9 protein-coding genes are annotated in these 13,941 nt (G+C 35.1%); 5 read left to right on the plus strand and 4 right to left on the minus strand.

Annotation, left to right across the window (positions count from 1 at the left end):
- Positions 1-5: 5 nt before the first annotated feature.
- From ACQ65V_RS00755 to ACQ65V_RS00765, 3 genes are all read right to left on the minus strand, one after another.
- The gene (locus tag ACQ65V_RS00755) at positions 6-2,177 is read right to left on the minus strand and encodes a hypothetical protein (RefSeq protein ID WP_430466519.1); all 2,172 of its coding nucleotides are present in this window, start codon (positions 2,175-2,177) and stop codon (positions 6-8) included.
- Positions 2,178-2,202: 25 nt separating this feature from the next.
- Complete coding sequence (locus tag ACQ65V_RS00760) at positions 2,203-2,712, minus strand: T9SS type A sorting domain-containing protein (protein WP_430466520.1); 510 nt, start codon at positions 2,710-2,712, stop codon at positions 2,203-2,205.
- Positions 2,713-2,828: 116 nt separating this feature from the next.
- Entirely contained in the window at positions 2,829-3,473 is a 645-nt protein-coding gene (locus tag ACQ65V_RS00765; RefSeq protein WP_430466521.1) for a hypothetical protein, read from the minus strand.
- Positions 3,474-3,719: 246 nt separating this feature from the next.
- On the opposite strand from ACQ65V_RS00765, the gene ACQ65V_RS00770 reads away from it, so the two are divergent.
- Positions 3,720-5,516: a tetratricopeptide repeat protein gene (locus ACQ65V_RS00770; protein WP_430466522.1), complete on the plus strand. Its 1,797-nt coding sequence runs from the start codon at positions 3,720-3,722 to the stop codon at positions 5,514-5,516.
- A 2-nt stretch (positions 5,517-5,518) separates the two neighbouring features.
- Here the strand turns inward: ACQ65V_RS00770 and bshC are convergent, their stop codons facing one another.
- Complete coding sequence (gene bshC, locus ACQ65V_RS00775; RefSeq protein ID WP_430466523.1) at positions 5,519-7,114, minus strand: bacillithiol biosynthesis cysteine-adding enzyme BshC; 1,596 nt, start codon at positions 7,112-7,114, stop codon at positions 5,519-5,521.
- 139 nt (positions 7,115-7,253) lie between these two features.
- On the opposite strand from bshC, the gene ACQ65V_RS00780 reads away from it, so the two are divergent.
- From ACQ65V_RS00780 to ACQ65V_RS00795, 4 genes are all read left to right on the plus strand, one after another.
- The gene (locus ACQ65V_RS00780; protein WP_155089350.1) at positions 7,254-9,734 is read left to right on the plus strand and encodes a M14 family metallopeptidase; all 2,481 of its coding nucleotides are present in this window, start codon (positions 7,254-7,256) and stop codon (positions 9,732-9,734) included.
- Positions 9,735-9,743: 9 nt separating this feature from the next.
- A complete protein-coding gene (locus ACQ65V_RS00785; RefSeq protein ID WP_155089349.1) occupies positions 9,744-10,433 on the plus strand; it encodes a hypothetical protein in 690 nt (229 codons plus the stop codon).
- Positions 10,434-10,454: 21 nt separating this feature from the next.
- On the plus strand, positions 10,455-13,289 hold the full coding sequence (locus ACQ65V_RS00790) for a M16 family metallopeptidase (RefSeq protein ID WP_155089348.1): 2,835 nt from the start codon (positions 10,455-10,457) through the stop codon (positions 13,287-13,289).
- 101 nt (positions 13,290-13,390) lie between these two features.
- Positions 13,391-13,852 carry a hypothetical protein gene (locus tag ACQ65V_RS00795; protein WP_155089347.1) on the plus strand — a complete coding sequence of 154 codons (462 nt, stop codon included), beginning with the start codon at positions 13,391-13,393 and terminating at the stop codon, positions 13,850-13,852.
- Positions 13,853-13,941: the final 89 nt, after the last annotated feature.

Raw genomic sequence — 13,941 nt, forward strand, 5'->3', positions numbered from 1 at the left:
TTACCCTAGTGTCTTCCTATTTTATCAATTTCTTGATGGAAATGAATTTGCTTACGAAGACCTACTTGAAGTTCTGTAAAAAACCTATTCTTGAATCCAGGGTCAGTCTTTAGTTTCTTTAAAGCCTCAACTAGTTTATCATTTGCTTGATCTTCATTGGCGCTTAGAATCATTTTTTCTGCCAATAGCAACCCTTTTTCAAAATCGTCTCTTGTTATTTCATAGTAAATGACGTCATTTTCTGGAGATTCAACAATTTCATATTTAGAATGGTGTTCTTTCTCATCGTCATTGCTAGAAACCATACCTCCTTGATATGTACCATTTTCTATATTATTAATTTTTACTAGAATAGTCTCTATTTGGCTTTTTAAATAATTAATCTCTTGGGTCTGATGATCCACCTTATCTTCTAACTTCTCTATAATAAAACTACTATCGTTTCTATTGACGCCAACAGCAGTATTGATGAGCTTTACGCTTAAGGGATTATCACTCGAAGTCCATGCAATGCCGACAATAGTTCTGAGCTGATTAACAGTTATTTTCTCTGGGTTAATTGCTCTACCAACACCATCGTTTTTACCACTTGGTATAATGTAATCTCCGATATTAACACTACCAAAAACCTTAACAGGGACTTGTCCCATAAAAGCTACCTTCTCATACTCTGTCTCACGATTTACCTCTGGCATATTTCCTAATACAATAGGTTTATATGAGACAACCATCATGCGTTCTGCATTTGTAAGGTCTTTAGATATTTTTCCGCCTCTCACACCTACAATGTCACCGTAGGTCATTTTTTCGTTTACATTTTCTCTTAGTAAGTATTCAGCATAGTCACCAGCTCCAGAGGCATAGGTAACACCTTGAAGTTCTACTCGAGTATCTTCATATGTAGATTCGTTGGTTTCAGCTATTACAACACCAACTCCAGATGCAACAATCTGAAGACCTGCCACAATAGATTGTGCTGTACTACCAATTATCCAAGAAGGTATTGGTGCCGTAACACAGGCCCCAAAACCAACACATGGTGTAGAAGATGTAGAAGCTATTCCTATTTCTCCTAATGATTTTGCAAATTCATATACTGAAACAGAAACATCAAAATAAGCATCAAATATATCATAGGTTTGCGTTCTCTTGTCATAATTATAATCCGCATTATTGGTAAACTCAGTATCTCTTTCGCCTTCAATTCTTCCCCAAGGTAATGCCCTAGTTTCATCATAAAATGTTATAAAATTAGTATTATTACTTCTACTACCATCTACCTCAATAGCCAACCCAAAATCCTTAGCATCAATGATAGCAGTGTGTCTATACTTTCCTAAACCAGAATCTGTAGCACCATCACCTTTCATATAAATAGAAGTATTATTTAATGCCTCCATATTTATACCTCCAATTAAAGTAGTATTTTCTGATACAGTTAAAGTAGAGGCTGATAAATCACCAAAACTGGCCTGACCGTTTACGGTTAATTCATTTAAAGTGGTTAATCCTATTACATCTAGTGTACCGTCTAAATTACTATTTCCGTCAACACTTAAATCACCTGATAAATTTGTAGGGCTTCCATTAATAACATTTAATGCGTTATTTAAATTGGCAATACCATCAACACTTAAGTCGCCTGTAAGTAATGTTGGATTATTATTGTGAACTGTTAAAGAGCTAAATAAATTTGTTGGCCCTTCAACTTCTAACTCTCCATTTAAGAAGGTTTTGTCATCTACAGTTAAAGTCCCTGTAGCCGTAATATTTCTATGAAACGCATAAGGTAAAAACGTTAGTGTTTCTCGACTCATGGTCTCAAAATTGTTACCAGCTTCAAAATCTATTTCAACTTTTAAATCCTTTGGTGTTCCATCCCAATTCATCTCTTTGAAATAGTCATGCTCAGCTTCACCAATCAATAGATTTATTCTACCAAAATCGTCTGTTTCAGTAATTTGTACTTCCTGAAATTCTATTTGATTAGTGCTGTCATAAATTGTAAATCTTACAGCAATCGTTGTATTTGGCAAATAATTACCTTCAGAATCTACTCCCGGCAATTCCAAATCGTCTGGGCCTATAATTACTGCTTGGTACGTAATTCCGTCTGTTTGTGCCATAGCATAAAACATAGAGCACATAAAGAATGTCAGCGTTAGTATTTTTTTCATAACTAGGTGGTTTTATATTGTTTTTTTAAATCTTTACAAGTTTTGTGTTGAATCGTTTTGTACCAGAGGTCACTTTTAAGAAATAAGTACCACTAGAGAAATCTTGCAACTGAAGTTCTAATCGTTGCGATGGTAAAAACACTTGAGTGTGAATCTCTCTAGCCTCTATATTTAAAATTTTGATAGAAATGTCATTGCGCATTACATCACTAAATGTTATATATAAGGTTTGGCTAAACGGATTGGGATATACCTTAGCACGTAACTCTATGTCTAGGTCTCTAATTCTTTTTATGGTATGCATAGGTTGTTGGTAGCCTTGTCTTAAATAGTATCCATTATTATAATGTGTACCAATAACACTAGACTGCCCAATACTTTGGCTTATTTTATAGCTACCATTGGAAGTTTCGACCGTTTGTGCCGAGCCACTACTTCCTAAATTAGATCTTATAATCCGATAGCCAGAATTGCTTTGTGCCTGTAAGTGCTGAGCAAAACAAAACAGTACTAAAATTGATAGAAATGCTTTCATATTATTTTTATGTATCGTTTTCATATTCTATATTCAATCTAAATTTATAATTAAATCCCTGTAAACACTAAGGGTTGGTACAATGTCCACCTTTTGTCTACTGTATTTCTCCATATCTAAAAACTACAGTAACATTTTGGAAGGTTGATGATAAAACCCAAACCAAATTGATGCGCATTTAGATTTAGTTTTTCAGCATTTTCCGCACTATTAATTAATACTGACTTACCATAAGTGTAACCCACAAAAATTGCTGTACTGCTAGAAACCGGATACTGCATCTCTACTCCACCTCTGAAGAACAGTATATTATTATTAAACTCTTCTTCTCCTACAAGGTTATAAACATCATTGTTTATGGTCTGGTTTCCTCGTATTAAAAACTCTGAAGCCACAGATGCATTTGCCAAGAACGTAAGATCTCTAAGCTGAAATAACTTTATACCCAAACCTGCCTTTGCTCCCAAATAACTTACATCCCACTCAAAGTAGTTGTCAACACTACTTTCACTTCCTATTGCTCCGTAATTATTGTAAGACACTCCTAGTGACAAAAACAATGTCTTGGCATCATTTATATTTTGCCTATAACCTAAGCCATAATAGGTTCTTGATTTAGACATTAGATTATCCAATGGTCTTCCTTCTGAATTTTCATAATCAAAGTATGAAATGGTTGTACCAAATTCAAAGTAAAGTTGTTGGCTAAAACACCAATTACCAATACATAAAATGTATAATAGAATTACATACTTTTTCACTATAAGGCCAGTTTTGTTTTAAGCAAGTTAGATAAAATAAAGCCTCATTTTCCGCAAAAATGCTGCTGTCCACCTTTTGTCTACCCCTAAAAAAAACGAGATTTTAAATTTTTAATGATATTTATAATAGGTGGACAACACTTATTTTAAATATTACAACTAATTGATTATAAGTATTTTAAATTCAATTAATACACAACATTATCCAAGACCATCTAATAACTAGAAACTATGAATATCTCAACCATGTCAAATAATGTCCCTTTTTCTAGAACAATTTCAGATGTCCACGCTAAGGTGGACAAAATGCTACCTCTACTCATTTTTGTTTTCGGACTAAGTAGTCTTATCGGTCACGCTCAAGATCAAAAAAAGGTTGACAGTTTGTTGCAAGCAGCATCAAAACAAACGGACACCACCCAAATTATAACCTACGCTACCTTGTGGGCAGAACACCTCTTTGTAGATCCCTTAGCTTCAAAACCCTATTTAGATAGCACATTGGTTTTAGCCAAGCGATTGGGCAATAAAGAATTCATTGCTAGGACCACCAACTATTTAGGTGTATATCACAACATGACTTCTCAATACGAAAAATCAATTCCTATCTATGATGAAGTTATTGAGATGTACAAAGAACTTGGAGATATGACGCAAGTATGCGCTGCTATGAACAATAAGGCCAATTCCCTAAGAAGCTTAGGGCGCTATAACGAATGTTTAGAAACCCACATGGAAAGTCTAAAGTTAAAAGAGGAAATTGGAGATACCGAAGAAAGTATTGCAGCCAGTTATTGGAACATTGGAAACATTCAAGGTGATATTGAAAACTATGAGATCTCAAATCAATATTACAACAAAGCCAAGACCATTTACGAAAAACTAGATTCTAAGGATGACTTAGCTAGTATTAAGGTTAATATGGCATTAAACTTAAAAGGACAAAAAGAATATGAAGAATCCAAAGCACTTTTATTGGAAGTTGAACCCTATTATATTGAAAAAAGTTACAATAACGATCTGGCTGGAATCTATGACAATGTTGGTTGGATTCTCGCTCAACAAGATAGCCTAGATCTTGCTGAAGACTATTACAACAAATCCCTAGAAATCAGCAAGCGATATGGTGAAACCTCTTTAATCGGGCTCAATCTTAGGCATCTAGGTGAACTCTATAACAAAAAAGGAGAGCACAGAAAAGCGCTAAGGTTCATGAAAGATGCATTACAAATTTCTGAAGACACCGGAACACGCAAAAAAATGATTGGTGACCTTCTGGAAATGTCTAAAGCCTACGCAGGATTGGGTCGTTATAAAAAAGCCTATGAGTTCCATACAGACTATCACGAGCTACATGATGAAATTTTAGGTGAGGAGAACATTAAAAAAATGAATGAGCTCGAAGTGCAATACCAAACCGAAAAGAAAGAAAGAGAACTCATCATCAAACAAAATGAAATCAAGCTATTAGAAGAACGAAAGCAACGTGCAGAAAATCAGAAATTGTTTCTCATCATTTCGTTGATTGGTGCTTTGGCCTTGGCTGCAACCATAGTTTATGCCTTGCGCCAAAAAATGAAACGCAATAAAATTGAGCGGGAAAAGTTAGATAAAGATTTAGAGTTTAAAGAAAAGCAACTTACAACACATGCCTTGCATTTAGCTCATAAGAATGAAGTTCTGCAAGATTTAAAATCGCAGATCAAAGAATTAAAAGCAGAAGGTGCCAACTCCAGAAGGTATCAAGAAGTCATCAATACTATCAACCTAGACATTAATAACGATGGTACTTGGGATCAATTTAGAAACTATTTTGAGGATGTACACAAAGGCTTTAACTCTAAAGTGATGGGCAACTATCCCAACGTTAGCAATAACGATTTGCGTTTAATGTCCTTATTAAAAATGAACCTATCGAGTAAGGAAATCGCCAATATTCTTAATATCTCTGTTGAAGGAGTAAAGAAAGCACGTTACCGATTACGAAAAAAACTAGATCTTTCTACTGAAGATTCTTTACAGGAATTGATTTTAACCTTGTAATATTAAATAGTTATTATCACAAATTCACCTTTTAACGGCTCTAAGGATTCCATCAGCTTAGGAATTAAATCCTCACCATACTCTAAGTATAATTCCGAAAAATTGGTGTTACGTTCTTGCAGGCTTTGATTTGGGAAGAGTTGTTCCTGCAAATCTGTACAACGTTCAATCTGATCTTTTAGCTTGCGCTTTTGAGCTTTGAGCAAACGTTTTTCAAGATGCTTCAATCCTTTTATTTGTTTCACTTCCTGTGCATTTACAGCCCCTAGAAACGATTTATCGGTTTGTTCTGCAAGTTGATGTAAATCTTTAAACTGTTGTTCTAAATGTTTGATCTGTTCAGAAAAATCAATATCTACATTAGAAATTTTCCTCACTTTTTTGTTGATAAAAGAGCTTCTTTCCAAAAACAAATCCTTATCAGAAATATTGAGCTTTTTTAGTTTTTCGGCCTGCTTTGTTGTTTTTACCAAAGCCGAATTACGAAGCAACAGCATTGGGAAAGTTACACCTTGAGCTTCAAAATTAGATTTTAACTGTAACCAGTAAATCATCTCTCCACCTCCACCGATATAACATAGGTTTGGTAAAATCACTTCTTGATATAGTGGTCGCATAATGACGTTAGGCGAAAATCGCTCAGGATATTCTTCAAGATGTTTTAACAATTCGTCCTTACTCCAAGTGATGTCAGTTTCTAAAACTGAATAGGTTCCATCTACCTCAACAATACGCTCTCGCAAACCTTCATGGATATAAAATAAGTTGATTTCTCGCGGATTAACCTGAATGGTAAGCCCTAAATCCTCAAGTGTTTTATTTGTTTCAGAAACCGTTTTAAAAGCGGTCTGTTTAACTAATTCCTTTTTCATCTGTGGAATGAACAAACGCTTCAAATCCTTATCATCTGCATCTAATATCACTAAGCCTTGTTTTCCAAATAATGCATTTGCCAAATAGCGTGTGGCATCAGCTAAATTAGTATGGTTTAGATAAGCTTGCTTAAACCATTCTTTTAATTGTTCTGCGTTTTTCCCTGGTCCGAACTCGGCGGAAATTACATCAAAGACTTCATGCAACCCCTTTGTTTCAAAGTGACCAACTGCTCCAGTTTGATTGGAATTCCATTGAACCTTCTTCCCCTTAAAATTAAAGTAGTTGATTTCATCAAAATCATGATCCTCTGAAGCCATCCAATATATAGGTACAAAATTATATTTTGGGTATTCCTCTTTGAGTTGTTTTGTAAGGTTTATGGTTGAAATTATTTTGTAGAGAAAGTATAATGGACCTGTAAATAAATTGAGTTGGTGACCCGTTGTAATCGTAAAGGTATTATCGTGTCTCAGTAAATCCACATTGGTTAAAGTTGCCGCAGAAAGTGACAGATCTCCATAATGCTTCATAATAACATCTACAAGGGTTTTACGGTAAGCATGGTTATAATTTCGTTCTTTTTCTTCTATCTGTGCTTTGAAATTTTCTAATGTCGGAAATCGATTGTAAAACGGCCTTAATTCAAGTTTTTCATCAAGGTAATTACAGATAAAATCAGAGAAATAGTTGGTTTCTCTAAAAGGAATACAATCAGTTGGCATAAAAAATTATTATCAAAGTATAAATATACGGCAACTGTAAATTTTAACTGCTAATTTTTAGTTAATTCAAAACAACAAGTATCATATTCTCAAAATCCCTAATTATATTTACTAGCTTTATACCAAAACCAACAAACACATGCGCAAATTATTCTTCATCCTTTTTATTGCCTTCACTACTTCAACTTTTATTACTGCCCAAAATATTCAAACACCAAGTGAATTTTTAGGCTATGAGATTGGCACACAATTCAGTCGTCATCATCAAGTGGTTGACTACTTTAAAGCCGTTGCTGAAGCGGTTCCTAATCAAGTAAAGCTTGAGCAATATGGAACTACCTATGAGCGCAGACCATTGTATTTGGCTTATGTATCGAGTGAAGCTAATATACGTAATCTTGAAACCATAAGAGAAAACAACTTAAAAAATACAGGCTTGTTAGAAGGCACACCAAGTTCTACTGATGTTGCCATTGTTTGGTTGAGCTATAATGTTCATGGTAATGAAGCGTCTAGTACTGAAGCTTCTATGCTAACACTTTACAAGCTCCTAACGCAACGTAAAGATTTATTGGAGAACACGGTTGTGATTATTGATCCGTGCATTAATCCAGATGGTCGCGATCGTTATGTAAATTGGTATAATGAAACCGCAAGCCAACCATACGACATCGACCAACAAGCCAGTGAACATAAAGAACCTTGGCCAGGTGGACGACCAAACCATTATCTTTTTGATCTCAACAGGGATTGGGCATGGGCAACACAGGTTGAAACCCAGCAACGATTACAGGTCTATAACAAATGGATGCCGCATATTCATGTCGATTTTCATGAACAAGGACCAAACGAACCCTATTATTTTGCCCCTGCTGCAGAACCGTTTCATGAAATCATCAGTGATTGGCAACGTAATTTTCAGACGCAAATAGGTCAAAATCACGCCAAATATTTTGATGCTGAAGGCTGGTTGTTTTTTACCAGAGAACGCTTTGATTTATTTTACCCGAGCTATGGTGATACCTATCCAACATACATGGGAGCGATTGGTATGACCTACGAACAAGGTGGACATGGCATGGCAGGACTTGGTATTTTAAATGACGAAGGTGAGGTATTAACCTTAGTAGATCGCTTAACGCACCATACAGTAACAGGACTTTCAACGGTTGAAATTGCTTCAAAAAACGCCAAACAACTTAATACGGAATTTGCTAAGTTCTTTGACAATTCCAACTTGAAATATAAAAGCTATGTCGTAAAAGGTAACGCTGACAAATTAAATAGCCTAAAAGACTTACTCAACAAACATGAGATTACGTTTGAAAATGCTAGTGGCTCTAAAGTGTCAGGATATAATTATGCCTCTGGTCAACAAAGTAGTATGAACGTTAATAAAGACGCAGTAGTAGTCCATACCAACCAACCCAAGGGAAAAATGGTAAAAGTATTGTTTGAACCCAATGCTAAACTAGCAGATTCACTCACCTATGATATTACGGCATGGTCAGTACCTTACGCTTATGGTTTAGATGCCATTGCGAGTACATCTAAAGTAAGTAGTAGCGAAATGTTTGAACCTAAAGCACTGAAAATTCTATATGAGGCTTATGGTTATGTGAGCAAATGGAATTCTATAGACGACGCCCAGTTTTTAGCAGACTTACTAAAGCACGATTTTAAGGTGAGGTTTACCGAAAAACCATTCAGTTCAAACAATTCAAATTTTGAAAGTGGTTCTTTGATCATCACCAGAGGCGACAATAAGCACATTGAAGATTTTGTAGGTATGCTCAATACCATTGCCCAAAAACATAAACGTTCTTTAACGCAAATTAATTCTGGCTTTTCCCAAACCACTCCAGATATTGGTTCGCCTGATATTAAGCTCATCAACAAACAAAAGGTTGCCATACTTTCTGGTGAAGGAACGTCATCTTTAAGTTATGGCGCTATTTGGCATTTCTTTGAGCAACAATTACATTACCCTTTAACCTCTATAAATACAGACGATTTCAGCCGAACAAATCTCAGCAAATACAATGTATTGATAATGCCTAATGGTTACTATGGAAGTGTACTCAATGATGACAATATGAAAAAATTAAAGGATTGGGTACGTGCTGGTGGAAAAGTCATCGCCATTGATGGTGCCCTTAGAAGTTTTGCTGGCAAAGAAGGCTTTTCTTTAAAATATAAAGAATCGGAAAAGACACCAGATAAAAACAACTTAATACCTTATGCTGAGCGCGAACGCGAGTACACCAACAATCTTATTACAGGTGCTATATTCAAAACCAAAGTCGATAACACACATCCAATGGCATTTGGTTATGATGATAATTACTTTACGCTAAAACTAGGAAGTTCAGCTTATAGCCTTTTAGATGGTGGCTACAATGTCGCTCACTTAGACAATACTAAAGTGTATTCAGGTTTTGCTGGTAAAGATGCATTGAGTGAACTGAATAATACTTTGGTTTTTGGTGAAGAGCGTATGGGAAGCGGTAGTTTTATCTATTTTGTGGATAATACCATGTTTAGAAGTTTTTGGGAAAATGGAAAACTGTTTTTAGTGAACTCCGTTTTCTTTGTTAATAATAATGCTTATGAACTGTAAACTTTGAAAATGGGACTTTTCAATAGAAAGACAAAGAAAAAGCATATCGAGAAATTTGAAATAAATCTCATCAATGCGTTGGAATCTCAAATGCCTCAATTGAGGAAAGTATTCGGTATTTCAAAGTTTTTTCATATTAGTCTTTTAGAAAACCCTAAAAGTATTTTTCTTGGAAGGAGTTATAGTGAAAAGGCGTTTACAGTAGTTAATAAAAATCATAAAACCTATTTTAATTTACAGGGTGTCTCTGTGTTAAATAGAAAGACTAAACAGTTTGAACCGATTAAGTTAACTTTTTCTCATGATGCATTAAGTACAATAACAACCGAACATCCAGAGAATTTTCACAGACTGTTTGATTTGAATGAAATTCAGGTAAACGAAATTCATTTAGAGCATCTGAAAAGGGAAAATCCAGATCAGAAAATTGTAGAAAAGATACTTAAACCTCTCAATAAAGATCAGCTTGAATTACTAGAACTTGACTTTACTTTTGAAATCAATTTAGACGAAAAATCATTCTATACAATTTTAGATATAGAAGATGGCAACTACATTGCTGTGGACAAAAAAGGAAAAATTTATAGACTTATTCACGACCACGAACAGCCTGCAAAAGTAATTGCAAATAATCCTTCAGATTTTTTCAAAATCTATACTGGAGACAAAAAAGATTTAGAAAACATTATTTACAACTAAAATCAATCAAAGAATAAAATCATGAAACATTTAAAATCATCACTTTTAGTCTTGCTAGTTTTATTTACTATTTCTTCTTGTAAACAAAACGAAACCAAAGACACCTCACCAGAGTTTAAAGTGGATTACGAAAAATTTACTTTAGACAACGGCTTGCAAGTCATTCTGCATGTAGATAGATCCGATCCTGTGGCAGCTGTAGCCTTAACGGCTCACGTAGGTTCTGCACGGGAGAAAGAAGGTAGAACCGGTTTTGCACATTTGTTTGAACATTTATTATTCTTAGAATCCGAAAATCTGGGCAAAGGAGGATTAGACCAAATGAGCGCACGTATTGGTGGCTCTGGTGCTAATGGTTCCACGAGTAGAGACAGGACCAATTATTTTCAGACCGTACCAAAAGATGCTTTGGAAAAAATGATTTGGGCAGAGGCCGATAAATTGGGATACTTCATAAATACGGTAACCGAACCCGTTTTGGCAAAGGAAAAACAAGTGGTTAAAAATGAAAAACGTCAACGTGTAGATAATCAGCCTTATGGACATAATTCCTATGTCATAAACAAAAACCTTTATCCTGAAGGGCATCCTTACAGTTGGGAAGTGATTGGGTCTTTGGAAGATTTACAAAACGCAACTTTAGCCGATGTTAAAGAGTTTTTTAGACGTTGGTACGTGCCTAATAATGTAACATTGACCATTGCAGGAGATATTGATGTTGAGCAAACCAAAGCTTGGGTAAAAAAGTATTTTGACGAAATTCCACGAGGAGAAGACATTCCAAAAATTGAAAAACAGCCTGTTAATTTAAAGTCGTCTAAGCGTTTATATTACGAAGATAATTTTGCAAGAGCACCAAGATTAACCATGACCTGGCCAACGGTTTATCAGTATCATCCAGATTCCTATGCACTAAGTGTTTTATCACAATATTTAACCCAAGGAAAAAAAGCACCACTTTATAAAGTTCTTGTAGAAGACGAGCAGCTTACCAGTAATGTTAGGATGTATCAAAATTCATCTGAAATTGCTGGACAATTAGCATTAAGTGTTACTGCTTTTGATCAAACGGATTTAAATGACGTGGCTTCGGCTATTCAAGACGGTTTTAAGGATTTTGAAAACAATGGTATTTCAGAAAAAGACCTCAACCGTATCAAAGCTGGGCAAGAAACCAACTTTTATCAAGGCCTTTCAAGCGTTTTAGGCAAAGGTTTTCAATTGGCTCAGTATGAAATCTTTGCTGGCGATCCTGGCTTCATTAATCAAGATGTAAAAAATATACTTGCAGTGACTCCAGAGGATGTAATGCGAGTTTATAACACCTACATTAAGAATAAAAACTATATCGCAACCAGTTTTGTACCTAAAAATCAGAAACATCTGGTATTGGACAATTCGCAATTGGCCAATGTTGTGGAGGAAAAAATAGTCGAAGGCGCGGAAGAAAGTTTCGACCCAAGTGTTGTGGCCACTTACGAAAAAACACCAAGCAGTTTTGATAGAAGTGTAGAGCCTCCTTATGGCGAAAGTCCAGAGCTGAACATTCCAGAGGTCTGGAAAGAAGAACTATCATCTGGTATTAAAGTCTATGGTATTGAAAATGATGAAGTGCCTTTAGTACAATTCGAAATGCAGATTGCTGGTGGTCTTTTATTAGAAAATAAGGATAAAGTTGGTGTCTCTAATCTTTTAGCTAATCTTATGACCAAAGGCACCAAAAATAAAACTCCAGAAGAGCTTGAGAATGCAATTGAAAGTTTGGGCGCCAGTATTTATGCGTATGCTACAAGCGATAATATTACCATTTCTGGCACCACCTTATCTAAACATTTTGATGCCACAATGGATTTGGTTACTGAGATTCTTTTAGAACCACGTTGGGATGAAAAAGAGTTCGATTTATTGAAACAAAGTACCATCAGTGGTATTCAACGTAGTAAAGCCAATCCTAACAGTATTGCTGATAATGAATTTTCAAAATTGCTCTATGGAGACAACAATATTTTGGCATACAATAACAATGGTACTGAGGATTCGGTCAATAGTATTTCAATGATGGATCTGCAAGACTATTACAATACCAATCTCACACCAAAACTGACCAATATGCATGTGGTTGGTGCTATTTCACGAGAAAAAGTGGTCAATGCCCTGCAAAGCATCAATAACAATTGGGAAGTAAGGGATGTTGCTTTACCAGAATTACCAATGCCGTTATATCCTGAAAAATCCATAGTTTATTTCTACGATGTGCCAGGCGCTAAGCAATCCGTAATCCGTTTTGGATATCCTGCTTTACAAGCTACGCACAAGGATTATTATCCTGCAACGGTTATGAATTACAGACTTGGTGGCGGAAGTTTTGCGTCGCAACTCACACAGCAACTGCGTGAAGGCAAAGGTTATACTTATGGTATCAGTTCTAGATTTAATGGCACTGCTCACGAAGGTTATTTTAGAATAGGTAGTGGTATTAGAACCAATGTCACTTATGAAGCAACGAGTCTGGTGAAACAAATTTTGGAAGACTATGGCAAAAACTACAATCAAGAGGATTTGGATGTCACTAAAGGCTTTACGATTAAAAGCACAGCCAGAGCTTTTGAAACCCTCGGTGCAAAACTCAACATGCTTAGCAATATTAGCAACTTTGGTTTAGATGACGATTATGCCAATCAACGCCAAGCAATAGTGAGTGAAATGACCGTTGAAGATGTAAAAGCCTTAGCTGAAGATTATATTAAACCCAACCAAATGATTTATTTAATTGTTGGTGATGCTGCTACCCAATTGGATAAATTGGAAGGTTTAGGGTTTAGTAAGCCTATATTGTTAAATCACAAAAATCTTTGATAAATCATAGATGGCTTAACAATTTTTAACAGTTTTGAACTTGACTTTTTCAAAAAGGCTTCTTTAATTTTGAGACATGTATAACTTTTAAAATTTAAATTATGAAAACTATTCTTAAAGGTTTCCTTTTTTGCATCGTATTCACTTTGTTTTTTATTAGTTCATACGGCCAAGAAAAGGAAAGTTTTGAATCCGTGAAATCCAAAGAAATTGTTTTTGATAAAATAAACCCAATTAAACTTGACGTGAAGTTTCATCAACATAATACAGGTGAACTTGTTATTTCATTAAATGAAAAAAATAAAAAAACCTTTAATTATTTTGTGATTCAGTACGAAGGTCAACTAGATAATGCTCCACTTATTAATGACCTATACAATGTCACTTTAAAAAGCAACTACTTACATTTAGAAAATTCAGATAAAAATTTAATTTTTACGCTCGACGATAAAAAAATTGTCGATTTAGATGACGATCAAGTACATTATTTTTCTGTCTACGGAATATCAAAACGCTTTACCGGTGAGAAACAAATCAGTATTTCGCAAATAAAAACAGGTTAAACTACTTTCATTGTAAGAAAGTGTGTTAGGTGAATGCTCAATTGAAAGCGGCTCACCAATACATAGAAAAGTCACATTACGCGATGTGA

Source organism: Winogradskyella ouciana (assembly GCF_965284585.1).
GTDB classification, from domain to species: domain Bacteria; phylum Bacteroidota; class Bacteroidia; order Flavobacteriales; family Flavobacteriaceae; genus Winogradskyella; species Winogradskyella ouciana.

Bases quoted from the DNA above. Each gene is read 5' to 3' on its own strand.
- bshC (WP_430466523.1), bottom strand. From the start codon at position 7,114: ATGCCAACTGATTGTATTCCTTTTAGAGAAACCAACTATTTCTCTGAT.
- ACQ65V_RS00795 (WP_155089347.1), top strand. From the start codon at position 13,391: ATGAAAACTATTCTTAAAGGTTTCCTTTTTTGCATCGTATTCACTTTG.
- ACQ65V_RS00785 (WP_155089349.1), top strand. From the start codon at position 9,744: ATGGGACTTTTCAATAGAAAGACAAAGAAAAAGCATATCGAGAAATTT.
- ACQ65V_RS00755 (WP_430466519.1), bottom strand. From the start codon at position 2,177: ATGAAAAAAATACTAACGCTGACATTCTTTATGTGCTCTATGTTTTAT.
- ACQ65V_RS00780 (WP_155089350.1), top strand. From the start codon at position 7,254: ATGCGCAAATTATTCTTCATCCTTTTTATTGCCTTCACTACTTCAACT.
- ACQ65V_RS00760 (WP_430466520.1), bottom strand. From the start codon at position 2,712: ATGAAAGCATTTCTATCAATTTTAGTACTGTTTTGTTTTGCTCAGCAC.
- ACQ65V_RS00790 (WP_155089348.1), top strand. From the start codon at position 10,455: ATGAAACATTTAAAATCATCACTTTTAGTCTTGCTAGTTTTATTTACT.
- ACQ65V_RS00770 (WP_430466522.1), top strand. From the start codon at position 3,720: ATGTCAAATAATGTCCCTTTTTCTAGAACAATTTCAGATGTCCACGCT.